Annotated in this window: 18 protein-coding genes; 16 read left to right on the forward strand and 2 right to left on the reverse strand. The window is 61.4% G+C overall.

Annotated features, from left to right (window positions below; translation table 11 throughout):
* The first annotated feature begins 78 nt into the window (after positions 1 to 78).
* Entirely contained in the window at positions 79 to 1317 is a 1239-nt protein-coding gene (gene eccB, locus Q4D83_RS07185; RefSeq protein WP_303174258.1) for a type VII secretion protein EccB, read from the forward strand.
* A gap of 33 nt (positions 1318 to 1350) precedes the next feature.
* On the opposite strand, the gene Q4D83_RS07190 is transcribed toward eccB, so the two are convergent.
* Together Q4D83_RS07190 and eccD are read right to left on the reverse strand one after the other, a co-directional pair.
* The gene (locus Q4D83_RS07190; RefSeq protein ID WP_303174260.1) at positions 1351 to 2550 is read right to left on the reverse strand and encodes a S8 family serine peptidase; all 1200 of its coding nucleotides are present in this window, start codon (positions 2548 to 2550) and stop codon (positions 1351 to 1353) included.
* Complete coding sequence (eccD, locus tag Q4D83_RS07195; RefSeq protein WP_303174262.1) at positions 2547 to 3881, reverse strand: type VII secretion integral membrane protein EccD; 1335 nt, start codon at positions 3879 to 3881, stop codon at positions 2547 to 2549. The genes Q4D83_RS07190 and eccD overlap by 4 nt, the downstream gene beginning before the upstream one ends.
* A 629-nt stretch (positions 3882 to 4510) precedes the next feature.
* On the opposite strand from eccD, the gene eccCa reads away from it, so the two are divergent.
* The 15 genes from eccCa (at position 4511) to Q4D83_RS07270 (ending at position 24521) form a co-directional block, all read left to right on the forward strand.
* A complete protein-coding gene (gene eccCa, locus Q4D83_RS07200; protein WP_303174264.1) occupies positions 4511 to 8257 on the forward strand; it encodes a type VII secretion protein EccCa in 3747 nt (1248 codons plus the stop codon).
* Between the two features lie 15 nt (positions 8258 to 8272).
* Positions 8273 to 9208 (forward strand): type VII secretion-associated protein, encoded by a 936-nt coding sequence (locus tag Q4D83_RS07205; RefSeq protein ID WP_303174265.1) that lies wholly within the window; start codon positions 8273 to 8275, stop codon positions 9206 to 9208.
* A gap of 101 nt (positions 9209 to 9309) precedes the next feature.
* The gene (locus Q4D83_RS07210; protein ID WP_303174711.1) at positions 9310 to 9627 is read left to right on the forward strand and encodes a WXG100 family type VII secretion target; all 318 of its coding nucleotides are present in this window, start codon (positions 9310 to 9312) and stop codon (positions 9625 to 9627) included.
* Between the two features lie 44 nt (positions 9628 to 9671).
* Positions 9672 to 9962, forward strand: coding sequence for a WXG100 family type VII secretion target (locus Q4D83_RS07215; RefSeq protein ID WP_303174267.1), 291 nt, complete (start codon positions 9672 to 9674; stop codon positions 9960 to 9962).
* Between the two features lie 396 nt (positions 9963 to 10358).
* Positions 10359 to 10802, forward strand: a complete 444-nt coding sequence (rplM, locus tag Q4D83_RS07220; RefSeq protein ID WP_303174268.1) for a 50S ribosomal protein L13 — start codon at positions 10359 to 10361, stop codon at positions 10800 to 10802.
* Positions 10799 to 11341, forward strand: coding sequence for a 30S ribosomal protein S9 (gene rpsI / locus Q4D83_RS07225; protein ID WP_303174269.1), 543 nt, complete (start codon positions 10799 to 10801; stop codon positions 11339 to 11341). The genes rplM and rpsI overlap by 4 nt, the downstream gene beginning before the upstream one ends.
* Positions 11342 to 12084: 743 nt before the next feature.
* A complete protein-coding gene (locus Q4D83_RS07230) occupies positions 12085 to 13290 on the forward strand; it encodes a hypothetical protein (protein WP_303174271.1) in 1206 nt (401 codons plus the stop codon).
* Positions 13284 to 14978, forward strand: a complete 1695-nt coding sequence (gene pelF, locus Q4D83_RS07235) for a GT4 family glycosyltransferase PelF (protein WP_303174273.1) — start codon at positions 13284 to 13286, stop codon at positions 14976 to 14978. The genes Q4D83_RS07230 and pelF overlap by 7 nt, the downstream gene beginning before the upstream one ends.
* Positions 14979 to 14982: 4 nt before the next feature.
* Positions 14983 to 16008, forward strand: coding sequence for a putative glycoside hydrolase (locus Q4D83_RS07240; protein WP_303174275.1), 1026 nt, complete (start codon positions 14983 to 14985; stop codon positions 16006 to 16008).
* A gap of 458 nt (positions 16009 to 16466) precedes the next feature.
* On the forward strand, positions 16467 to 18872 hold the full coding sequence (locus Q4D83_RS07245; protein ID WP_303174277.1) for an acyltransferase family protein: 2406 nt from the start codon (positions 16467 to 16469) through the stop codon (positions 18870 to 18872).
* 250 nt (positions 18873 to 19122) lie between these two features.
* Positions 19123 to 21345 carry a DUF5979 domain-containing protein gene (locus Q4D83_RS07250; protein ID WP_303174279.1) on the forward strand — a complete coding sequence of 741 codons (2223 nt, stop codon included), beginning with the start codon at positions 19123 to 19125 and terminating at the stop codon, positions 21343 to 21345.
* 171 nt (positions 21346 to 21516) lie between these two features.
* A complete protein-coding gene (gene glmM, locus Q4D83_RS07255) occupies positions 21517 to 22860 on the forward strand; it encodes a phosphoglucosamine mutase (protein WP_303174281.1) in 1344 nt (447 codons plus the stop codon).
* Between the two features lie 133 nt (positions 22861 to 22993).
* Complete coding sequence (locus tag Q4D83_RS07260; RefSeq protein ID WP_303174283.1) at positions 22994 to 23290, forward strand: hypothetical protein; 297 nt, start codon at positions 22994 to 22996, stop codon at positions 23288 to 23290.
* A 5-nt stretch (positions 23291 to 23295) separates the two neighbouring features.
* Positions 23296 to 24294 (forward strand): hypothetical protein, encoded by a 999-nt coding sequence (locus Q4D83_RS07265; protein WP_303174285.1) that lies wholly within the window; start codon positions 23296 to 23298, stop codon positions 24292 to 24294.
* Positions 24291 to 24521, forward strand: a complete 231-nt coding sequence (locus Q4D83_RS07270; RefSeq protein ID WP_303174287.1) for a hypothetical protein — start codon at positions 24291 to 24293, stop codon at positions 24519 to 24521. Before Q4D83_RS07265 ends, Q4D83_RS07270 begins: the two co-directional genes overlap by 4 nt.
* Positions 24522 to 24523: the final 2 nt, after the last annotated feature.

Here is a 24523-nt window from a genome sequence, read left to right on the forward strand (position 1 = left end):
GTTGAAGTGGCACCAATGTCGCATCTGTGCAGGGTAACGTAGCAGTGATTCAGGGCCCAGCCCCCGGGGAGTTCTTCAGTGCCTTATCAGCGTATTCTTTTGCCCACAACACAGGCGCAGGTGTCTGGACATAAGTTTTTCTTGCGTCGTATTGAGCATGGTCTTGTGCTTGGTGATACCCGCATGATCCACGATCCGCTTGCGCGCCGCCGTCGTGCCGCGTTGTTCGGTGGGGTTGCGTGCGTGTTGTTGTGTTTGGGTGCGGGGGCGTTGGCGTTGTTTGTGCCGCGGGTGGATCCCGGCGAGGCGCCAATCGTGGTGGCGGACACTGGCGCGCTATACGTCCGAATAGATGATCGACTGCATCCGGTGTTGAACCTTACGTCCGCACAATTGATCGCCGGGGCCCCGGAGCAGCCGGCCCGCGCTTCCAACGAGGTGCTTGCTGAGATCCCCCGCGGTGTGCCCGTCGGGCTCATTGATGCTCCCGGTGTTATCGACACCAGCGATACGCACCGCTGGCAATTTTCCGCCTGCGCCGCAGGTGATGCCATCGAGGTGCGGGTGGCGGAGCAGGCCCCTACCCCGATTGAAGGCGGCGAAGCCATTCTTGCGCAGGTCGCGGGGGTCACGTACGTGGTGACCTCCCAGGGCCGCCAGGCGCTCCCGCCGGGCGATACTCCGGAGGGGCGGGTGGTGCGCCGTCGCCTAGGCATCAGTGCGAAAACCCCGGTGTGGGGTACCTCGCCGGATATGCTGAACACCATCGCCGAGCAGCCGGAGGTGCGGATTCCGGATGGCGGTGAGTTGTGGGAAACCTCCGACAGGGAGGCGTACTTCATGCGCGATCATGCGGTGATTCGGCTCACGAACCTGCAACGGGATATCCTGCTTGACCTTGGCTTTCAATCCCGAACGGTGGGCCGCGATGAACCCACCAATTTGGCGGATGCCCCCAGTTTCGTTGACCTTCCAACCGCCGCACCCCGCACCTGGCTGGACCCCGCCGACCGCTACGTGTGCGCCACCGGTGAGGAAGGCGATATCGCGCTTCTCGATGCCCCACCCGCCGGCGTAACCATTAACCCCAAGCTGAGCTACCGCGGCCCCGGACTTGGGCTGCCCGTAGACACCGGTCATGGCTGGCTCGTCATCAGCGATCATGGCACCCGCCACACCATTCCCAATGAGGAAGCACTCGCCGCCCTAGGTATCGAATCTCCAACACCCGCGCCATGGTCCATCATCAAATTGCTGCCGGAGGGCGTTGCCCTCGACCCGGTCCATGCCCTCGTCCCGCTCGGCGCAGGCTCCTAGGCCAGCGCCTCATCCGGACTTTCGTAGTCGTGCCTAAGGTGTTTCATGGTGATGTAGCAACAGCGTCGAAAGCGCGGCGCCTAATAATAAGGCCATGCCCACTTGGGCGGCACGGTCGGTGGTCATCGTCGAGTGAGTTTTTGATGGGACGTTAACACGTTCCAAGTTTCGTTGGGGAGCGCTCGTAGGCAGCCAAGTTAACGCAGCATATGGGTCTACATTTCCGGTTCCATGCGCCGCGCTCGTAGTGATCCGGTTGCGAATTTCTGCTGCGCTTGCGTCAGGGAAGCGTTGTTTGAGCAACGCCGCAGTACCGGTGACCACTGGGGCTGCAAAACTTGTCCCCTCGAAGGGCTGGAGTCCGCCGTGAGGGTCGGCCATGCCGCCGACGAACCCTTCATCACGAGGGCTGGCAGCTATCTTCACATGCCCGGAGGCCGCGACTTGCGGATGGTCCTCCAGCACCGGAATGCTATACGGCGCAATGCCGTGCGCATCGTTGCTTGCGCTCACCGCTAACACGGTCGGTGAATGCGCTGGTAGCACCGCAGAATCGGGCTGGCACTCCGCTGTAACATTGCCCGCCGCGGCCACCACCACAACGTTTTCCGCCTCGGCGCGAGCCAGCGATTGGTCCAAGACTGTCTCCATCGGCTCACCACGGCCCGGCACACACGACACCACCGATACGTTAATAATCTGGGCGCCGCGATCGATTGCAAGCTCAATCGCGTCCGCCAACGAATCTAGGGTGCCCGCGGTGGAGGCATTGGGGGCAAAATTCGAGCTCTGCTTAATGCTCAATATTTCAATATCGGGGGCGACGCCATCTAACGGCCCACGGCCAGCCAACACGCTGGCCACCACCGTGCCGTGCCCGTCACAATCGTTGAGGGCGTCGCCCTGTGCGCCGTCGACAAGGTCCGCGACGGCGCGCACCTCAGGTAGGTAGGGGTGTGGATGAATCCCGGTATCAATCACCGCGACCCGCACCCCGGCGCCGGTGGCAAACTCGTGTGCTCGCGTCCACGCACTGGTTGTTTTCGCGGGCAGCGACTCCACCGGAGACGCTTCCGGGCACTGCACTTGGGGGCGCGGTTCGGGTGCCTGCTCCGTGGTGTGCTCCGGTGGGGGCGGCGGATCCTCGGCTTGTGCGATCGGTGGGCTCAACAGATACACCAACACGCACAGCGTGAAAAAACTCGCCACCACGGCCTTGATGTAAAAGCTCATCCCAACCCCCGAATGGCTACAAACACCCCAGCAATATGCGCTGCCAGGGGGAACGCCACGGCGATCGCGAGCGCCTCGATGCGTTCCAACCAACTGATTGCACTCGGATTGAGGGAAGGGGCGAGGTGCGCCCACAACACGCTACTTGCGCACCCGCTAACTAGGAGCAACCCCACGATAGGGACAGTGGCCACGCTGCACACTAGGCACATCAATGCCCACGCCCACAGCGACCACGTGGCCCACGGGGACCGATGCCGAATCGCATGAAAACCCACGGCGGCGCTCGCAGCTACACACAGCGCTGCCACATACGGCGCCATGTCGGCATCGCACGAGATGCACGCGCCCGCGATGCCCGCTGAGCCGGCGATGCTGAGGCCGAGCACCGCGCCGTCGTGAAGCAATACGGCGCGGCGAGCGCTGGCCTGCGCCTGCTCGGCTGGGGGAATGTGGTCGGCCACTGCAAAATCCTGCCCGGCTGACGGCAAACGCGGCACGGAACAACCCGCCAAATGCACCGACAACGTGGGCACCGCAAGCAGCCCCACCAGGGCCACCCCCACACACGCAGCCGCAGCGCCAGCGACTCGAGCGTCCGCAGGTGCAACACCATACGCCCCGACCGCACAGGCGCCAACCAGTAACAATGCGCCCCAGCAGGCGTTAATCCGAGCTGAACACAACGACACCACCTGCACGGCCACACACGCGCAGGCCATCGCCGCCAGCGCCGTCAAACCACCCGTAATCACCGCCGCAGGCGAAGTATCGTGCTCGGTGATGTAATTCCAGGCCGCCAAACCAGCCGGGATCGGCGTGCCGGACGCCAACACCACACGCGCGTACGGTGAACCGGTGGATGCGCGCACCGAAACCGCCAGCATGATCACGCACACCAACGCGCCCGCCGCAAACGCTAACCACGATAGGTATTGCAGGGTAGCGGCCCACCACAACAGTCCGGCGAGGCCAGCGGCCATCGCTGCGGCGCTGAGGTGTGAGGCTGGGCGAGGCATGGGGACGTTGACGAGGGCTTCCGCGGCGTCAATCACCGTAGGAACCGGGGGCTCCACATGCGGGCGTAACACCAAAATATCCCCGTGGGTCAACGGCAACGTTGCCAACGGTGCAGTCGCAGACAGTGGGGTGCCGGCCGGCGTGGACGGCTGCCAAGGTACGGAAATGGCAGGCGCCTTCAACATCGGTAACACTTCGCCCAAACACTCGGCAACGCTGGAATGCGCGGGCAACACCAAATCCACCTGCCTGCGATGCGTGCCGGGTGCCTCTAACCGGACAGTCAGATGCACCACTGTGTTCATGCTCATTTTCCGCCCCTCCTGAAACCGGCTGCCTCCATCAGAAGCCACTGCGGCGGGATCATCTAGCGGCTTTAGACCATGTTCTACACGCAACACTGCGGCGCCCGATGTGCGGGGGTGTTAGGTACGACGCAATGGACGCAAAACGGTGGGCTCACCAGCGGCTACACACCGACACCACAGGGGGACCAAAGCTTAGTGAACTATCTATTTATGCAGTTGAGGGGAGGCGTGCGGGACGGACACGGCGCCCAGCGGTCGAGTGCCCAAGGCGCAGCTCACACTCTGCCCAGGCAACTCACAGTTCCCGATGGGTAGCCCACAAAGTGATCAACGTTTCTGGCAGCTGGCACCTGGTCTCGCAGTACTGGGGATTTGCCAGGTCTCGCAGCCACATCCCGACCCGGCAATACCCGCAGTGACGTGGTGGTTTCCAGCGATGCGCCGTGGTTGTTGTGGGGTGTTTCTCCACTCGCGGAGCGCTTGGAGCGGCCATCATGGAATGCTCAGCGTTACCCCAGTCGGGTTCCCCGGGTGTTACCCCCATCTCAGCTTGCCTGAGGGGAGCTGATCTACACTTGCCGCAACTTCTATAACGCACAGGTGCAGTACCCTTCCCAAGGGGGATTACTTACATGGGGAATTCGGCCGATCAGCAGCACCGTACCGCGCAAACCTCCCGCACTGTCCGCGCGCACACTGCTACCGCGACGCGCACCGTATCGGCGCGGCGCGCAACACACGCGAAGCCGCCGGTGGTGCGCGGGCCGCAGCAAACCCACGGGCCGCGTATCCGTGTGGTGCCTCCGTTGACGTTGGCGGAACGTGATCCCGCTCCTTCGCTCCCCACCGGATCGCTGATCCCCGATCCGGTGCCGCCAGCGGTGCGCCCGCAGCAACAACCATTGATTCGGGTGTTGATGCCGCTTGTGATGGTATTTGCGATGGTGGGCATGGTGGTGTTGATGGTGATCACTGGCCGCGCCCGTGCTGGGGCGGGCATGCACCCAGGCATGATGTTGTTTCCGGTCATGATGGGCATGGGCATGCTCGCCATGTTTTTGCCGCAGCCGGGGGAGGATACGGACGAGCAGCGCCGCGTGTACATGCGCCATCTGGATGCCCTGCGCAGCCAAGCTGCGGAAAACGCCCATGATCAGCGGGTATGCGAACTGTATCGGGCGCCGGATCCGCGCCACCTGGTGGCGTTGGTTCCATCCCGCAGGTTGTGGGAACGCGCCGTGGGCGATCCGGATGCGCTGCAAGTGCGTTTAGGGTTGGGCCCGGCGGCGCTCTGCACTCCCGTGGAGGTTCCGGATTCCGGGGCTACGGAAGATTTGGACCCAGTGTGCGCGGTGTCATTGCGTCGCGTGGTGCATGAGGTGGGGTCCGTGCCGTCGGTTCCGGTGGTGGTGCAGCTTGGCGCGTTTCGGTTTTTGGCGTTTTCGGGGGCCGCGGCAGGGGATGTAGCGCGGGCGTTGGTCGCCCAATTGGTGTTTCACCATGGTCCCGAGTTGGTGTCCGTGACGGCCTTGGGTGCTGGTTGGGAGTGGTTAAAGTGGTTGCCGCATGCACGTTCGGTTGATGGGGCCGTGCATCGGGTGTTGGTGGTGGATTCCGCCACCGCTGAGGGGGCGGAGGATTGTGTGGACGATCCGCGGTGGACCACCATTATTGACGTGGGCTCGCGCGCTTCCAGCGTGTTGGGTTCCCGCGCGCAGGCGGACGGTTTGGCGTTTGATTGTGGCGACGAACTGCAAATATTCACGGTTGAAGGTAACGAAACTATTGGTGAACCTGACCGCATGAGCGAGGCGGAGGCGCTGGTACTTGCCCGCGCGTTAGCCGCTTGTCGACGTCCCGTCGACGCCGACCGCTCCAACCTGCCGCGCGATTTCTTGGGGTTGGTGGGGCTCAGCCCAATGCAATTGCAGCACCCGGATCGTTTGTGGGATCAGTGTGCGCATTTCGGCCACCTGACGGTGCCGATCGGTGTGGCTTACGATTCCGGTGCCCCAGTGTTGTTGGATATGAAGGAGTCGGCGTTGGGCGGCGTCGGGCCGCACGGCTTGTGCATCGGCGCGACTGGCTCTGGGAAATCCGAATTACTGAAAACGCTGGTGTTGGCGCTGGCGGCCACCCATGACCCGGACGAATTGAATTTCGTGTTGGTGGATTTCAAGGGCGGGGCGACGTTCCTTGGCTTGGAGCAGCTACCGCACACTAGTGCGGTGATTACGAACCTAGCTGCGGAACAGACGCTAGTGGAGCGCATGCATGACGCCGTCAGTGGGGAAATGAACCGCAGGCAGGAGGTGTTGCGCACCGCGGGCAACTTTGCTAACGTGACGGATTACAATGCGGCGCGCATGGCGGGACGCAAGGATCTAGCGCCGTTGCCGTCGCTCGTGATTGTGGTTGATGAATTTTCCGAATTGCTCGGCCAGCACCCCGACTTTGCGGACTTATTTGTGGCGGTGGGCAGACTGGGACGCTCGCTGCACATGCATTTGCTGCTGGCTAGCCAACGGCTCGAGGAGGGCAGGCTGCGCGGGTTGGATTCGCACCTGTCCTACCGGATCGGCTTGAAAACCTTTTCGGCGGCGGAGTCGCGTCAGGTGTTGGGCGTCTCTGATGCTTACCAGCTGCCAGCCTGCCCCGGAGCCGGGTATTTGCGCACCGACGCAGAATCCTTGGTGCGTTTCCAAGCGGCGTACGTCTCGGGCAAACTTCCGGTGGTGTCCTCTCCGGCGGACGGGCAGGCCCGGCCCACGGTGCGGCGTTTCCACCAGTGGATCGTGCCGGAGGTGGCGGACACTCCGCGCAAGCAGGCGTATCACCCTACGGTCACGCTCTTGGAGTCGGTGGTGGCGGCGGTGCACCAAGCCGCAGGGGAGAAGCGGGCCCACCAGATCTGGCTTCCGCCGCTGCCGCCGGCAATCCCGTTGGCAAACGTGGTGGCGAATGTGGGGAAGCTGGCCTGCGTGGTGGGCATCATCGACCGCCCCTACCAACAACGGCAAGATCCGCTGGTGATGAACTTTTCCGGCGCGGCCGGGCATGCGGCGATTTGCGGCAGCCCCCGCACCGGCAAGACCACCTTCCTACGCACGCTGGTGCTGTCACTGGCGCTTACCCATACCACTGATCAGCTGCGTTTTTATATCCTGGATTTCGGTGGCGCGGAAGGGTTGGCGGGGTTGTCCAAGGTGCCACATGTGGCGGGTGTGGCGTCGAGAAGCGATCCGGAGCGGGTGCGGCGCGTGGTGGATGAGGTGCTGGGGTTGCTGGCGGCCCCAGAGCATCGGCATACGTTCTTATTGGTCAATGGCTGGCATGCGATTGCAACGGAGTTCGAGGATTTGGTGGAGCCGCTGAATCGGGTTGCGGCGGACGGGCTGGCTGCCCGCGTTCACCTTGTGGTGACCACAGCGCGCTGGACCAACATTCGCCCGGTTGTTCGGGACTTGTTGCAGCAGCGCGTGGAGCTGCGGCTTGCGGAACCCATGGATTCGGTGATCGATAGGAAGGCGCAATTGAAGCTGCCGCAGCTGCCTGGTCGTGGTCTTACCGCTACCGGTGAACACATGCTCGTAGCAATCAGCGGCAACCAAGACGTGCACCATGTGTGCCAACAGCTCGCGGATCAGCCACGAGTGCCCGCGCTGCGGGTGCTGCCGCAGCGAATCTCCCGCACTGAACTTCCGGCGTCGGTCGCCGCGGGTATTCCGTTTGGCGTGGGCGGGCCGCGGTTGGAAACCCTGGTGTGGAATTCGGAGTCCAGCCCGCACCTGGTGTGTTTCGGTTCGCAAGGTTCCGGTAAATCCACCTTGTTGGGCACGTTGATGGCGGGGTTGACGCAGCCTGCCCGCCAGCGAATCGTGCTCATCGACCCCCGCCGCACCCACCTCGGCGCGGTGCCGGAGCAGATGCTGGCGGCATATTGCGCGACCACCGACGCCGCCGCCAAAGCCATTGCACAACTCGGGGTGACGCTGCGCGGCCGGTTGCCGGGTTCGGATATTACGCCCGCCGAATTGCACAGCCGTTCGTGGTGGGCCGGGCCGGACATATTCCTAGTGATCGACGATTACGATGTGCTGCCGCAGGGCCTGCTCCAACCTGTGGTGGAGTACGTGCCGCACGCCCGCGATATTGGCCTGCACGTCGTAGTTGCGCGCAAATCCGGCGGCGCGGGGCGCGCGCTTTTCGACGCCCTGCTCAGCGCCGTAAAAGACCAATCTCCCGCGGCGCTGATATTGGACGCTGACCGCGAAGAAGGGGCCCTGTTTGGGGTGCGGCCGGTCACACAACCGCCGGGTCGGGGAACCTGGGTGGTGCGCGGCAACGTCATAGGGGTAGGCCAGGTGGCGCAACAGTAGGAGGGATTTCGCGCCGTGAATATTGTGGTGTTGGATACGGCTACGGTGTTTGAGGCGGAGGAGACCACCTACCGGTACGACCTGACCGCGTCGCTGGTTGCTGAAGACCCAGCGGCGGCGAAATCAGTGGTGGATCAGGCTCGTGATGTGCTCCAAGAGCGTTGGCAGAGCGCGGAGGTGCGCATTGAGGCGCCCGCAAACGTTGTTTCGGTACTTACGGCGGCGTTTGCGGGTGCTGGAGTGCTGGTGAAAGAGGACTCGCCGGATCCAGTGGTGCCGCCGCGTGAGCCGAAGCGCCTGAACATCCCGCGGCCTTCGCAACCCCGCAGCCCAGCCTGGTTTATCCCAGCGCTTGGGGTGGTGGTGTGCTGCGTGGGTGTCGCCTGTTGGTGGGGTACTCGGCCGGATGCTCCCGTGGCGCAGACCTCCGCAGAATCTCGTCCGCAGGCAAACTCGCGGGGTGGGGCGCTTGTTACGGGCGCGGAGGCGCCGAGTGCGCAGCCGGTGGCGAACAACCCGCCGGAGCTGCCGGGTGTGGAGCTTGCCCACGGGCCGCTGCGGGTTCGCTTGCCGGAAGGATTCCGATTGGAACAGCGTGAGGACGGGGCGCTGAGCGCGACCGGGCCCGATGCGGAGCTGCGTATCCTGCTTGCGGCGGATCCGGTGTATGGGGTGAGTTCAGATGCGGTGTACCGCGAAGTGGAATTGATGATTGAGCGCGACCCCGCGTTGGAGGTTGAACACGGTGAGGGTTTTCGGGAGCACGCGGTGCGCACGATTGATTATCGCGAGCTGCCTGGCGATGGTTCCAAGGTGCGGTGGGTGACGTGGGTGGAGTCGGATCACCAATTTTCCATGGGGTGCCATACCCGCTCGGAGCCGACAATTCCGCAGCTGGCGGCGTGCCGGATGGCCGCCGGGACGCTTCAAATACACCATGATGGGGGGTGATTTAAGGCGGTGGGAACCGACCATGGTGCGCGGGGAGTCTAAGTGGGTGACAGCAAGATGATGGTGGTACTGAGTTTTTCTCCTAAGGGGTGAGCCTGACAGTGAACGGGATGTTTCGCACTGAAGCTGACGTTATGGTCGCCACGGCGGGTCGTGTCGATGATGTCAATCTTCAGGTGCAAAGTGAGCTGAGTCGGCTGCAGGGTGTGGTGGATTCATTGCAGGGCAGTTGGCAGGGCAGGGCCCAAGTGAATTTTCAGTCGCTGATGGAACGCTGGAATATCTCCGCAAAAAATTTGCGCGAAGCGTTGACGAGTATTTCGGACAATATCCGGCAAAATGCGGGTTCGTTCGAAGGGGCCGACACGGACAACGCTGCCTCGTTGCAATCAATTGGTGGCGAGGGGCTCCCGTTGTAGCGCGGGGCTATATAAAGGACACGAGTGGGAGTGGTTTGAGGGGCATGTACAACACAATCAAGTATTCGTTTGGGGAGATTCAGAACGCGGCGGCGGATATTCAAACTACATCCGCCAGCATTGACACCATTTTGAATGATTTGAAGCGGCAGCTAGAACCCATGGTGGAAACGTGGGAGGGCGAATCGGCGTTGGCGTATCAGGCGGCGCAAGCGCAATGGGATAATGCTGCCGCGGAGCTGAACAGCATTCTGGCCACCATTGCCAGCGCCGTTTCGGAAGGCAACGATCGCATGGGCGATGTGAATAGGCGCGCGGCGGCGAGTTGGGGCTAATTCACATTGCGGAGGAGATGTTCACAAGACCCCGAGGAGGCGCCCCCAGGTTTACCGCCAGAAACCAACAACCTGGGGTGCGCTGGAAAACTTCACACACGGGTAAGGGGCTCCGCCACCGGCGCCCCTATATGCGAGATGTTCACTTGGCTGACACCTACCAATTCCCCCGATTGGCGCAGCTGTCGATTTCCTCGCATATAGGGCCGCAGGTGGCGGAGCATTTTCGGTTTTGAGTTTGAATCACCGCTGCATTAGAGTTGGGTGTCTGTGTGTAGGGCCCTCATCTTGGGTGAGGGCAGCAAGGTTTTACGGGTCTCCACCGGCCGCCGTAAAACATACTTTCTATAACACGTGATGGCTGGCAGTTCCGAAACAGACTTTAAAGGAGTCCTGTTGTCTACTTACCACCCGAAGAGCGGTGACATTACCCGTAAGTGGTACGTCATCGACGCTACCGACGTGGTGCTCGGCCGCTTGGCATGCCAGGTTGCTGATCTCCTCCGCGGTAAAGGCAAGCCCCAGTTCGCCCCCAACGTTGACTGCGGCGACTATGTGATCATTGTGAACGCCGATAAGGTGCACATTTCCTCCAATAAGCGGGACCGTGAGTTCCGCTACCGCCACTCCGGCTACCCGGGTGGTTTGAAGACCCTCTCCTTGGGCCGTTCCATGGAATTGCACCCAGAACGTGTGGTTTTTGAGGCCGTGAAAGGCATGATGCCGCACAACAAGCTGAGCAACGCTTCCGCAAAGAAGCTGCGCGTGTTCGCAGGTCCTGAACACCCGTACGCCGCTCAGAAGCCCGAAACCTACGAAATCAAGCAGGTGGCCCAGTGACCGATCAGAACAACACCGAAAACCTCGCAGCCGACGCCGCCGACATTGCCGCTGCGCAGGCTGCTACCGAAGAGTTCACCAACACCATTGGTGACGCTGTAGCGGTAGAGGCTACCGAAGAAACCGCCACTGTTGTTGCGCCGGCTGAGCTCGATCACCCGATTCAGACGGTTGGTCGCCGTAAGCGTGCCATCGTGCGCGTGCGCATGGTCGCAGGCTCCGGCCAGTTCACCTGCAATGGCCGCACCTTGGAGGATTACTTCCCGAACAAGCTGCACCAACAGCTGATCAAGGCCCCGTTGGTTCTTATTGATCGCGAAGGTCAGTTCGACATTCACGCAAACCTGCGTGGTGGCGGCCCCACCGGCCAGGCAGGCGCATTCCGCCTCGCCATCGCCCGCGCGCTCAACGCCTACAACCCGGCTGATCGTCCGGCACTGAAGAAGGCTGGCTTCCTTACCCGTGACGCCCGCGCTGTGGAACGCAAGAAGGCTGGTCTGCACAAGGCACGTCGTGCCCCGCAGTACTCCAAGCGTTAATATTTTTCGACGCATACGCGTACACCGCCGTCCATGGTCCCTGGTTTGGGGGCTGGGCGGCGGTGTTCTTTTGTGTGGGGACACAAAACTGGGTGCTTGCATCGTTGGGCGGCGGGGCGGAAATTGTCGGGGTTCGGGGTTCGGTTGTACGTCGAATTTGACGCCGTGACAACACGGCACTTTCCCTCATTTGGGGGTGGGGTCGATATTGTGTGCGGAGGCCGCGAAAAGGCTGAGAATAGGCCGTGCATTTTAATGGTCTGACGTCTTAAGCTGCGGAAATATGATGACGCTTCACGGAAATTGTTTGGGGCTATTTCCTTCTTGTGCGCTGGCGGAACAGCGTTTGCTGAATAATAATCGAAAATTTGTTTTCCGCAGGTTGGAATGCACGAACATTAGTGCTCACATGTACCGATCTAGCTGGGGTTTAGGCAATTTTGAATGCTTAATTCCCAGTAGCAGCTCAGCTCATTCTTGGCCGTTGGCGAGTATGTTGCCCGCAAATTAACCGGGTATGGTTCCCATAGGGATGGTGCTACCGTCCGCTCGAGCCTGCAGAAAGTTGGAGAAAGGAAAGGGCTTTGGCTCTGCAAGTCAACCACTTCAGGCAGGTCCCAGTTGTAGTTCTCTTGGCGGTAACGATTGTTGCCTTCTTCGGAACTGCGTGTGCCTGGGCCTGGCTGACACAAGTGGACCCAAACCCCATGGTTGCAACCTCGCTGGGGATTGTTTTTTGCCTTGTGTCCCTCACCGCAGTGGTGTTGCTGGGCCGGGTTTGGCAGGCGTTGGTGCAGCTTTCACCAACGGCGCTGTTAATGACGGTGTTTCCGTGGATCGTTGATGATATTCGCGCCGTACTTCCAATTGTGTTGATGGTGTCCGTCACGGTCCCGTGGATTTCACACGCTGTTACCCTGCCGTTCTACCGGCCGCTGCAACATGTCAGCCGTGCCGATGAACGAGAGTTTAATTTCCAACTCATGCGCCTCACCCCGGCCATCTTGGGTTTTGCGGTGTTGCCGCTCATGGGGTTTGCGTTGTTCATGACCACCACACACACGTGGGGCACCGCCGAAGTGTTCGGTTATGTGCTTGGCTTGTTCACGAATCTTGTGTTCGCGTTGTCGTTGATTCCCGCCCAAGAGCTACGGAAAGCGAACTTCCTGTTTGCGGGTTGGGTTTGTTACGCGTTGTTTCTACTGCTGTTCCCGCATTTTTGGTTTTTTGCGCCGGTGGCCGGAATGGTGCCTCAACTGGCGCTAATTGGCGGCGCGGTGTGGGGTTTGGTGGCCCCTGCCCGCCCCGATCGGAGCACTCTGTTGTGGGATCTCGGCCTCGGTTTGCTGTTTGGCGGCATTCTGTGGGCGGACAAGTTTTTCCTCATTGCCCTGTATGCCTCACGTATCGACGTGGTCACTGTGTATGTGGGTCTCATTCCCGTCGTGGTGGGCATGGCGGTGTTTTTCAGCTCGCAATACCCGTTGATCCGCCAGAACGTGGATTCGTTGATGGTGGGTATACACCAAACCCCGCTATCCGGGTTACGAAACACCATCAGACTTACCCGGAACAATGTTGCGCGGTGCTTTGCGCTGACGTTGAGCGTTGCGGCGGTGACGTCGTTAGGGGTGTTGTTGGTGTCATCGGCGCTGGGCATGGAGCACAACCTGCTGAGTTTGCTGCTGTTTCTTGTACCCATTCCGCTGTTGGCGTTCCACCTCGCAGTGTTTCAACTGACGCAGTTGTATATGCATGCGCAAGCCGCCGTCTATTCGGGCGCGTTTTGCCTTGTGGTGATGCTGGCGTTGCTGGTGGGGCCTATTCCGGGGCTTGTTGTGGCTATGGTTTCGGCGGTGATCGGGGCGGTGGGTGCGATTCGCAGCGCCTCGCGCCGCATCGACGACGCCCCGTTTGAAATGTTTTGGCAGAAAGCAGTGCAGTGGTAACCAATACGAAATACCGATTCCCTGGCGATGACACCCCATTGGACATGGTGGACGTTGCCATCGTCATGGAGTCCACCTATCCATTCCTTACCGGCGGGGTTTCGGCAGTGGTTCATGACATTGTCACCCACAATCCAGACCTCACGTTCGGGATCATCCACATCGCGTGGGATTCGAAGGCTCCTTCGAAGGATTTGTATGGGGTGCCGGGCAACGTTGCTTGGGTGGACGTACTGTATTTGTCGCTGGAGGAGCACCGTGAAGGTTTCCAAGCGGCGGTGAAAGACGACGCCGTCGGTGACCATAACGCTGGTGAACTCGTGCGCGCTGTGGCTGCGGGTATGCACGATGATCCCGAGCTGCTGCGCCGGTTGTACATTGATGCGGTGAATCCCCAGACTCGCACGTGGCGCTTGTGGTCGCTGTTGCCGCGCCGCGATCTGATGGCCGCGGTGCTAGAAGGTGCGGGCCAGGCGGATGATATTCGCTTGGACGAGTTATTTTGGCTGATCCGGGATTTCTTCTCTTTGATGTATGCGTTGCTGGATCGCGTGCATCCGCCGGCGCGGGTGTACCACGCGCACACCACGGGCTATGCGAGTCTTGTTTCCGCTGCGGCGGCGTTGCAGCATAACGGGAAGTTCCTGCTCACGGAGCACAACCTGTATGTGCAGGACACAGTGAATACGCTGTTGGATCGCAGCATGAACCTGCCGGTGACGCTGGATTCTCCCCGCGAGCTTTGCAATAGTACGTTCGAGAGGTTTTGGACGCATTGGTGGGTCCGGCTGGGCGCCCTGCTGTATCCGATGACAGACCACATCACGTACCTGTATCCGCGCGCGATCGAGGAAGCCAAAGATCTCGGCGGCGACCCACAGAAATCGGAAATTTTGCCGAATGGCATTGTGTGGGAGGACTTCGAGTACACCCGCCGGCGCCGCCAAGAGGTGATTGACAACCTGCCCGCAAAGAAGACGTGGCGGTTTGTGTGTATTGCTCGTGTGGTGCCGATCAAAGGCATTATCGAGCTCATTGACACGGTGGATGAACTGCGGCAACGAGGCGTGGATAATGTGGTGGTGGATGTGCTCGGCCCGACGAACCACTTGCCGGAATATTACGAAAAGTGTCTCGAGCACATTGAGAAGCTGGGCTTGCAGGACAAGGTGGTGCTGCGCGGCTCGATGAAGGTGCGCGACGTGCTGCACGATTACGATGCGCTCATTCTTGCGAGCTTTAACGAGGGGCAACCGGTGGTGGTCCTGGAAGCTATGGTCGGTGGCTTGCCGGTGATTGGCACCCGGGTGGGCGGCATGGACCAGATGGTGCTGGACCCGCTCCTGGATCAAGACGAACACGTTGTTGGACCGTGCGGTGATTTGGCGGAGCCGGGCGACGTGGTGGAGCTCGCGGATATTGTGCAGCGCATCGTGTTTGACAAGGACCTGTACCTGCGCTGGCATGCTAATGCGCTCGCCCGGCCGCATACCATCTTCCTGATGGAACAGGTGATGGTGCGCTACAACGCCATTTATCGACGCCTCGGGGCCGGCGCCAACGTATCCCGTACAGCTGACTTGGGTCGCGGCCGATTCGACATCGTGATTGGTGCATGGCAGCGGCGGCCGAAGCAGGCTGCATTGCAATCGGTACCAGGGGGTGTTGGCCGTCATCTCGCAGGATAGTCGGGTGCGTCCGCGTCTCGGTTGGATCCGATATGCGGGCCCCCTGAGCGAAGAGGAAATCGAACAGGCCGCTGGGAAATTCCGGGCCGTGATCTTGCAGCCGTGGGAATCCGACAATGCGCGGCGGCTCCGAGAGGCGGACCCTAATATAACAGTGTTGGCGTACAAGTGTTTGTCTTCGGTGCGCACCTATGAGCAGGGGCCTGTGTATTCTTCCGGTATTAGTCCGGCGCAGGCAGAGCAGCTGCAATCTTCGGTGGCGGCGCCAGAATGGGCGGGCTACCCAGGGCACGTGCAGCAAAAGGTCTGGGACGACGCTTACCAGCGCGCCTGGGTAGATAGCGTCACCACGGAACTTGTCGCATCGGGGTTCGATGGGGTCATGGCAGACAACGATGTCTACGCGGATTACTACGGGCACGGGTTGAACATGGAGCAGGTGCGGGCTGGGCTGGAGGCGATGCTTGCGCAGGCCGGGGCGTCGTTACGCCAGCACGGGTTGCTGTTGGTGCCGAATATCGCGGAATCCCGCCGGCAGCCGGGGCGGTGGGCGCGGCACGCACGTTTCGGCGGTGGCTACGAGGAATGCTGGCTGGGTTGGGGCAGCGCGAACGATGGCTGGTTGAGCGTAGAGGATTGTTTAGCGCAGGTGGCGGAAATGGACCGCGAGGGGTTGATCATCGCCCGCGTTCCCGGTACCGGCGCGGACGATGACCCCTACCTGCGGCTCGCGCTCGCGGCGGCGTGGGTGTTTCTGCCGCACCGTGATATTGCCGTGACCGCCACAAGTCATGACGGCTACCATTGCATGCCGCTGTTGGCGGAGGCGGAGCTGGACCTAGGCGTGGCCGTCGGTGAAGTTTCCGCATGGCGGGCTGCGGGTGTGTTTTCTCGGCGTTTCCAGCACGGCATGGCTGTGGTGAACCTGGGTGATCATCAGGTAACGTTTGGCTATCAGCGAAGGCTTGTAACACTCCCAGCCCGCAGTGGGCGAATTTTCCATTCGGAACAAGCTTGCGATGTGGAATAACTCGTGCGAACCGCATAAAATCCTAGCGCACGGAAGCTCGTGCAAAGGCGAATCCCAAGGGTTTTCAATATGCAAATTTATATTGCGAACTTTTGATTATATTTCCGGGTTTCCGCAGGTAAATGCGGTGGCTCGAGCAAGGTTATTAGTGGCAGGCAACCTATTGTGGTGGGTTTCTTATCGGCAATTACGTTTCCCACTGGGCGGTGATTGCAGTAGCGTCAACCACACTTTAGAAAACCTTCAGGATTGCAGTGTAAAGTTCCACGGGCATATGTGCTCACTGTGGAAGACGATTCAGCACAGGGGGTTCGCAGGCATCGTCTCGCCCACCGCGGCGAGCCTGAAAGAGAAAGGGCAAAGGTAGGACACGAGTGGCCAAGAAACGGTCTCCCAGGAAAACAACACGAGTTCAACCCAAGCCGCGGGTTCGCAACAACAAACTCGTCGAGGCGCGGGTGCGACGACTGGCACGAACCCGACACCACGCGCATCCGCCCGAACTCGAACCCATCGATTCCGCAGATGTTGTCGAGCGCGACGGCGCCGAGCCCGCCGAGCCGCCACGCCAGCAACCTGAGCAAGTGCGGGAGCTCGTTGACGATACTGACGTCCCTGAGCTGGAGCTTGCTGAAATTCCCGAAGCTCCGCCGTCGGAGGCTCCGACGGTAACCTTCCCGGCGCCGGAGGCCCCAACAGACAGCTTCCCCGTGCCCGAAGTGCCGCCGCCGACTCCGAAACGCGACACTCCTGCGCGTTCCGACGCTCCCGAGCGGCCCCCGGTGGACGATACCCCCTCCGGCGCCCCAACCCGACAGTTTGCGGCCCCGGAGCCCGAGCAGGTTGCGGCGTTGGCTACCGTGGCTCCGCCCGTGGCACCCGCACCTGCCGAGCCTGTACCAGTTGAGCCCGCACCTGTCGAGTCCGCAGTGCCGACGCCCGCAGTGTCGACGCCCGCGGAGTCAAAGCCGCCGCAGCAGGGCACTCCCGCGAAAGCGGGGTGGAAGCCGCGGATTCGTATTCGCCGCGTGACGGGCATTGATGGCCTTCGTGGTTTAGCGGTGCTGGTGGTGGTGATTTACCACTTCTTCGGCGATTTGATGCCTGGTGGTTTCTTAGGCGTGGACATGTTCTTTGTGCTGTCCGGCTTTTTGATTACCTCGCTGTTGATTCGCGAACGCGCCGTGACCGGCAAAATTGACTTGAAGGACTTTTGGCGGCGCCGTGTGAGGCGCATCCTTCCCGCGGCGGTCGCCGTTCTTGTCATGGTCACCGCCTTCGCAGGCATGGTGGGCGGCGACCCAGCTGTAGGGCTCGTGGCGCAATTCTTCGGCACGTTGCTGTTTGTGAATAACTGGGTGCAGGTGGCGGAATCGGCGAGCTATTTCGCGGACTCCGGGGTGCAGATTTTCGCCCACTATTGGTCCCTCGCGGTGGAGGAACAGTTCTACGTCATTTGGCCGCTGCTGTTTGTGTTGCTTACTGCGAGCAGGTTTGTGCGTCAGCACATCCGTTGGTTCGTGGGGGCGATGCTGATTGGCTCGTTTGCCTGGATGCTGTACCTGTATGATCCCGCGCAGGACCCCACCCGGGTGTATTACGGCACCGACACGCACTCTTTTGGTCTGCTCATCGGTGTGCTGCTGGCGCTTACCGCGACCACCACTGTGGGCAACCCGGATGCGGATAGCTGGCCAAAGGAACGGTTGCCGCTGGGTCGCATCGCCGGGTTGGTGGGTTTTATCGCCCTACTCGGGCTCATTGCAATGGTGATGCTGGTGCATGACACGCACCCGTTCACCTACCGTGGTGGGTTGCTTTTGGCGTCCGTGTTGACCGCGATTGTGCTTACCACCGTGGTGTTGGAAGCCGGGCCGGTGAACAAGATTATGAACCTGCACTTTATGCGCTGGTTGGGCGAGCGATCCTTTAGCTTGTATTTGTGGCATTGGCCGGTGATTATCTTGCTGGAGCAGGTTATTCACAACCTTGGGCTCACGGTGCCGTCGTGGCTCATTGGCGTGACCTCGTTGGTGATCAGCTTGCCGGTGTGCCATTGGTCCTATCAATGGATCGAGACGCCGATCCGCCGCCACGGCTACAAGGCGGTGCTGTGGGATGCGCCCGGCACGAAGCCGTTGTTCCTGCGTGCCGTCAGCAGTGCCGTGGGTGTGGCTGTGGTGGTTATTGCGGGAGTGGCCATTGCCAGTTCCCCGAACGAAACAGAGCTGGAACGCGACCTGGTGACGCTCGCGGAGCAGCAGGAAGCGGCGTCGAAAGCCGCGACCGCGTTGGTGCCAGCGGCGGAAGCAGCGGATGTGACCAAGCCAATCATGGGTCCGCAGCTGGTGCCTACCGGGGACCGTATTACCGCGGTCGGAGACTCTGTGATGCTGGCGAGCCTGCCCGCGCTGGAAGAACAACTGCCTGGCATCCATGTGGACGCCGCAGTGTCCCGTACCATTAGCGCGGCGCCGGAGATCGTCTCGGCGCTGAAGGATGCTGGCGCGCTGGACCCGTTCTTGGTGTTGGGCTTTGGCACCAACGCGCACCTAAGCCAAGATCACCTGCGCCAGGTTATGGATATTGCCGGGCCGGAGCGTGTGGTGGTGTTGGTCATGCCGTACGGTGACCGGTCCTGGATCCCAAACTCCCACGAGGAAGTGAAGATCGCCGAGGAAAAGTACCCCAACCTTTATGTTGCTAACTGGTGTCAGCGGGCACGCGCCGATCACGCCCTCCTGCGGAGCGACCTGATTCACCCTTCCGATCAGGGGACACAGGCCTACGTGGACTCCATTAAGTATGCGTTAGAGCAGTGGGGTAATCACAGGAAGATTCCGATTGGGGAGTGTGGCGTGTAGCACTTGAATACGCGCAGCGTTGGGGCTGGCCTGGGTTTTCATCCCGGCCAGCCCCAAACTTTTAAGGTTAGCTTTAAGGTTTAGGGGTGACCGGACTATCTAAAATCTTGGCAAACGCTTAAGCTTCCTACGTAAAAAGTTATTAATTGCCTGAGGTGTCAGCTATTCAACGCTGGGAATGCGACCGTACGACAGTTTCTTGTGGGGAAGAGTCGCCTGAGCGCAAACTGAACGAATTAAAGGAAGCACATTGAGAACTAGCCTTCGCGCCGAAACGTTCGGTGGGGTGCGCCTGCTGCGCTATCTCGTGGTTTTTGCTACCGCGCTTTTGCTGGTGGCAGGGTTGACCATGCCGCCGGCACATGCGCAGCAAAACGACCAGCCCACGACCACTGCATCGGAAGCGGATACGTCCGCCACCACAGCTACTGCGGAACCCGAAGTGGGTGAGCAGGCCGCGACGTCGCAAAGCGAAAGCGAAAACGCGGAGCCTGAGAGCCCAGCGAAGGCTGAGCGCGCCGACATTGCGCCCGCAACCCCAGCTGCCGTTGTTATCGACGACATCACTATCGTCAACGACCGCACCAGCACCAGCCAAAACGAAGCCCTCATTCAATGGCAGCACCTCACCGTGCAGTGGAGCTGGCATGCAACAGGTGACGTGCTCGAAGGGCAAACCTTTAGCATCGAGTTCCCTGAGCAGCTCAACCTTAGCCACGATGAAGAGTTCTATCTTTCCTCGGGCAGCGAACCGCCACACCCAGACAACGGTATTTGTCGGGCCACGGCGCGGCCAACCCCTAGCAAAGTGGTGTGCACCATCGGTAAGAACTTCGCGGAAAAGGACGACGTCCACGGCAAACTGTCCATCCGCGCCCAAGCCGTGCAAGCCTGGGACGGCGAGCATGTGGTGTTCAATGTCAACAACGGCGAACAGAAGAGCGTGAGGCTGCCCGGCCCGAAAGGCACCATCACGGGGCAGATCGACGAGGCCCCGAAATACCCGGTGAAGTGGGGCTGGTACAACGCTGATCAGCAAACCGTCACCTGGCGCATCCACATCCCCGGCGACAAAGCTGCTGCCCTGGGCGCATCCCCCATGGTGATCAACGATGTCCTGTCCGGCCACGGGCACGTGTACGTGGATAACTCGTGGCGCGCAGGCGAATACGAAATCATCGGTACCATCACCCCCGACGTTGACCGGCGCACGCGCGAGCCGAAGGAAGTGCTCAACGTCGCCGTGGATATCACTGACGGCACCAAGGCGAAGGTTACCGTGAACCCGCCGAAAGACGGCTGGAACAAGGACCGCTACTACTTGGTGGAGTATCGCACGAAAACCGCCGACGGCAAGGAAGCACCGTTCGCCGCCGTAACGAACAATCTGGCGGAAATCGACTCCATCGGTACCCTGAAGCGGAGTGTGAGCCGTTCGCAAACCGGCCAAGGCACCATTGAAGGTGTAGACCGTCGGTCTGTGGAAGTGCACAAGAAGCTTGCCCAGGATTCCGCGCCCGTGCCGGCTGGCACCGTGTTTAGCGTGCTCGCGGAATACAACTTCAATGGCCAAGACGTCAAAGAGCGCATCGAGGTTCCGCTTGACGGCTCCGCCAAGGGCAAGCAGGAACTCCCCCGAGGCACCAAAATAATCTTGAGCGAGCCGACCTTCCCGCAGGTTGCCGGACTCACGTTTGAACAGCCGAAGTTCGCGCCAGTGACCGCGGGTGACGCAAACGTGAAGATCTTGCAAGACGGCGCCAAGGCGGAAGTAACCACCGTGAGCGACGCAAACGTGCAGGTAGTCGTGGAGAACAAGGCGGTGACCAACAAGGCCTCATTCACCGTGGCCAAGAAGATCGCCGGGCTGAACGACGAGTGGATGGACATCGCCCGCACCAAGGAATACACGTTCAACTACAAGTGCGGCGAGCACGGTACCGGCACCCTGAAGGTAAAGGGCGACGGGGAAGCCGTGTCCGTGGGCAAGTCCTTCCCAGTGGGCACAGAGTGCACCGTCACCGAGGATCGCGCCACCGCGGAGATCGACGGCGCGGAACTCACCACCGATGAAAGCGCCATGACCCAAACCCTGAAGCTTGGGCCGGAAGCCGGAGCTGTTGCTGAATTCCAGTTCACCAACACCTACAAGGGCGGCGCATTACCGTCGAAGCCGTGGTGGCTGCTGCTCCTGCCGTTTGCCCTGGGCGCCGCTGGCTCCTCCGGCAGCAGCGCGAGCGGTTCCGCCGCAGGATCTTCCCAGTCTGCAGGAACGAATCAGCCCGGCGGGAATGACACCGCCCGCCAGGCTCCCGCCGCTGCTTCCCAGGATGCGCCCGCACAGCGGAGCGACAAGGGCGCGCAAGCGACCCTCGCGAACACCGGTGCTTCCGTGCTCGCGGTCATCGCCATCGCAGCGATCGCGGTAGCCGCAGGTGTGTTCCTTATCCGTCGGGGACGCCGCGGTAACTAAGTAACTCGCCGGTTTCGGTGACGCCACCGCGCCACGCAAGATTTATTTCGCGTGGCGCGGTGGTGTTGTTTAGTGGCGTGTCGGTTCGCCAGCGGCAACGATCGCTAGCTTTTGCGCTCGGGGAGGGGGAGGGGTGGGGCACCGTATGTGCGGGTAGGCATAATGGACTCCATGACTCGACTTTTCGGAACTGATGGTGTGCGGGGGTTGGCGAACAAACGGCTGACTGCTCCGCTGGCCTTGCGGTTGGGTGCTGCGGCGGCGCACGTGCTCACTAGCGAAAACCGCACTTCTAAGCGGCGGCCCGTGGCAATCGTTGGGCGCGATCCGCGCGTGTCGGGGGAGATGCTGGCAGCTGCGCTCGCTGCGGGTATGGCAAGCCAGGGTGTCGACGTCCTGCGTGTCGGCGTTTTACCCACGCCCGCCGTCGCGTTCCTTACTGATGATTACGGTGCGGACATGGGGGTGATGATTTCCGCGAGCCATAATCCGATGCCAGATAATGGCATTAAGTTCTTCGCTGCGGGTGGGCATAAGCTCGCGGACGAAGTCGAAGATGAGATCGAAGCGGCGATGGATCAGCTGCCGGAGGAGGGCCCCACGGGGCACGGTATTGGGCGCGTGTTGGAGGAATCCACGGACGCGACGGAGCGTTATTTGCAGCACCTGTCCCGTTCAGTGCCGCACAAGTTGCAGGGCATCAAGGTGGTAGTGGATTGCGCGAACGGTGCCGCATCGACGGTCGCGCCCCTGGCGTACGGCGCTGCGGGCGCGGAGGTCATTGCTATTCACAACACGCCGAATTCGTACAACATCAACGACAATTGCGGCTCCACCCATATTGAGCAGGTGCAGCAGGCCGTGGTGAAGCACGGCGCTGATATTGGGTTGGCGCATGACGGTGACGCAGACCGGTGTCTTGCCGTGGATGCGGAAGGCAACATTGTTGACGGCGACCAAATCATGGCGATCCTCGCGCTGGCGATGAAGGAAAACGGCGAGTTGCGCAAAAACACGCTGGTGGCCACCGTCATGTCGAACCTAGGGCTGAAGCTTGCCATGCAGGAGGCGGGGATTACGCTGCGCACGACTGCCGTGGGGGATCGTTACGTGCTGGCGGATTTGAACGCAGGCGGGTTCAGCTTGGGCGGTGAGCAGTCTGGCCATATCGTGCTGCCGGATTACGGCACCACCGGCGACGGCGTGCTCACCGGGTTGTCGCTCATGGCGCGGATGGCGGAGTCACAAAAGACCCTCAAGGAATTGGCCACGGCGATGACCGTATTGCCGCAGGTGCTTATCAATGTCCCAGTGGCGGATAAGGCCGTGATCGTTGATCACCCGAATGTGCGCGGCGCTATTGACCTCGCCGAGGCTGAGCTTGGCGATACTGGGCGTGTGCTGCTGCGCGCGTCGGGCACCGAAGAGCTTTTCCGAGTCATGGTGGAGGCTCCCACCGAAGAGACCGCGCGTCGCGTCGCGGGCAGGCTCGCTGCGGTCGTCGCCGAAGTGTAACTGCGCATTCCACCCTGGTGGCACGTCACCAATATGGGGGTAGGTGGCGTGCAAGGGTGGGAACCGCTTGGGGGTTTCGCGGCGTCTTAAAGAGGAAACGGCTCGAGTGCGCTGGAAAAGGCGGTATGTCCGGATGGCAGGGTTTTCCTTTGACGCGGAGGCGGCGCAAGCGCAATTGGAGCGGTTGATCGGCGAATGCGACGGCAGGCAACGCGCCTACCAGGCCAAAGTTCCGAGTTTTCCCAGCCAGGCCGCGGGCCAAGGTTTTGCCAGCTACGGTGAGCGCATCGCTCGCATGTTGCAACAGGTGCACGAGGCGGGGCAGGCGCGTTCCTCCGGGTTCGCGGACGGGTGTCGTTTCGCTCGGCGCGTGGTTATTGATGTGTGTGATGCCGACGATGAGTTCGCTCACCGCTTGGAGGGGCTGTGAGCCCGATGTCGAACACCGCAGCGCTCGTCGGCGGCTACGGCACCGCCGTGGCGGATTTGCAGGCGGCGTCCCGCGGTTTGTGGGGTGGCCCAGTGCTGAGCCCCACGGCGCTTGCCGACGCCGCGTCCGCCGTCGACGGCACTGATCCTGAGGCGCTGGTAACGCACACCCAGTTGGCTGCCGGGGAACATCTGGACCCCATTGAAACCGACGGTTTATTCGATGAATTGCGTGGGTTAGCGGAAGGTACGATCACAGATGTGCTGCGCGCGCTGTCTGTGGAGTGTGAGGATTACCGGCAGGCAGGCCAGGATATGCAGCAGCGGGCTTCGGAATGTGCCGCGGCGATCCACACTATTGCGGAGGATTCCGGCGCCACGCTGCGCGCTATGTGTGAGGAGTTGCAGCGGCTGATCGCCGTGCTGTGCGCCCAGTTGAACACATTGGACCCCCAAGGCCACGCCGCCGCGTTTCGCGGCTGCATTGATGCGGCGGCGGATTTGATCGACCGCGCGGGTACCTTGCTGATGGGCGTGTGCCAGGACCGAGATGAAGCACTCGGCCAGTGCTATGACACCTTGCTTGGCTTCGGCGAAGAGTTGGGTGCGCGGCCGGCCCCGGATGTGCCGGGGTTGATTGGCCAGCCCCTGATGGGAGTGATGAATATTGGTGTGGCGTTGGCGAGCCTCGCTCAGGCGGTGAGCGAAGGTGCACTCACTGACGGCGTTGAGACAACTCCGGCGGATGAAACGCCGCCCGCGGAAGCGCCACCAGTGGAAACGCCCCCAGCGGAAGCGCAGGCACCGGAAGTGCCACCGGATCCTGCGCCGCAACCAGCCCCACCACTTGAGCCGGTGGCGGAGCCTGAACCAGCGTCGGAACCGGTGCGTCCGGCCCAGGAACCAACGGGTTCGACGGTCGGGGAGTGTACAGTGCCGGCGGCTGAGGGGCCGGTTGGTGGGACCTTGAAACGCGGGGGCGCTAGGAAAGCAGGTGCGTGGTGAGCAGCCCGGAATTTTCGGAATTTATTGAGCAGTTCCGTGCGCGGGCGGCGCGGCGCCTGATGGAATTTGAGGCGGAGATGGATAGGACGCGCGCGGCGTCGTTACGGGCGGCGCAACAGCCAGCACAGCACGTGCCGCAATACCCGGCGCAACAGGCGGTGCTGGTGCCGAGCGCACGGCAGGCAAGCGGGCCGGTGCACAGTGTGCTGAAAAGGCGGCGCCTCTGATC

Source organism: Corynebacterium sp. (assembly GCF_030532715.1).
In the GTDB taxonomy this organism is placed as follows: Bacteria; Actinomycetota; Actinomycetes; order Mycobacteriales; family Mycobacteriaceae; genus Corynebacterium.

Excerpts from the sequence above, each read along its gene's own strand:
- eccCa (WP_303174264.1), top strand. The coding sequence starts at position 4,511 with ATGGGGAATTCGGCCGATCAGCAGCACCGTACCGCGCAAACCTCCCGC.
- Q4D83_RS07190 (WP_303174260.1), bottom strand. The coding sequence starts at position 2,550 with ATGAGCTTTTACATCAAGGCCGTGGTGGCGAGTTTTTTCACGCTGTGC.
- Q4D83_RS07260 (WP_303174283.1), top strand. The coding sequence starts at position 22,994 with ATGGCAGGGTTTTCCTTTGACGCGGAGGCGGCGCAAGCGCAATTGGAG.
- eccD (WP_303174262.1), bottom strand. The coding sequence starts at position 3,881 with ATGAGCATGAACACAGTGGTGCATCTGACTGTCCGGTTAGAGGCACCC.
- Q4D83_RS07215 (WP_303174267.1), top strand. The coding sequence starts at position 9,672 with ATGTACAACACAATCAAGTATTCGTTTGGGGAGATTCAGAACGCGGCG.
- Q4D83_RS07265 (WP_303174285.1), top strand. The coding sequence starts at position 23,296 with ATGTCGAACACCGCAGCGCTCGTCGGCGGCTACGGCACCGCCGTGGCG.
- glmM (WP_303174281.1), top strand. The coding sequence starts at position 21,517 with ATGACTCGACTTTTCGGAACTGATGGTGTGCGGGGGTTGGCGAACAAA.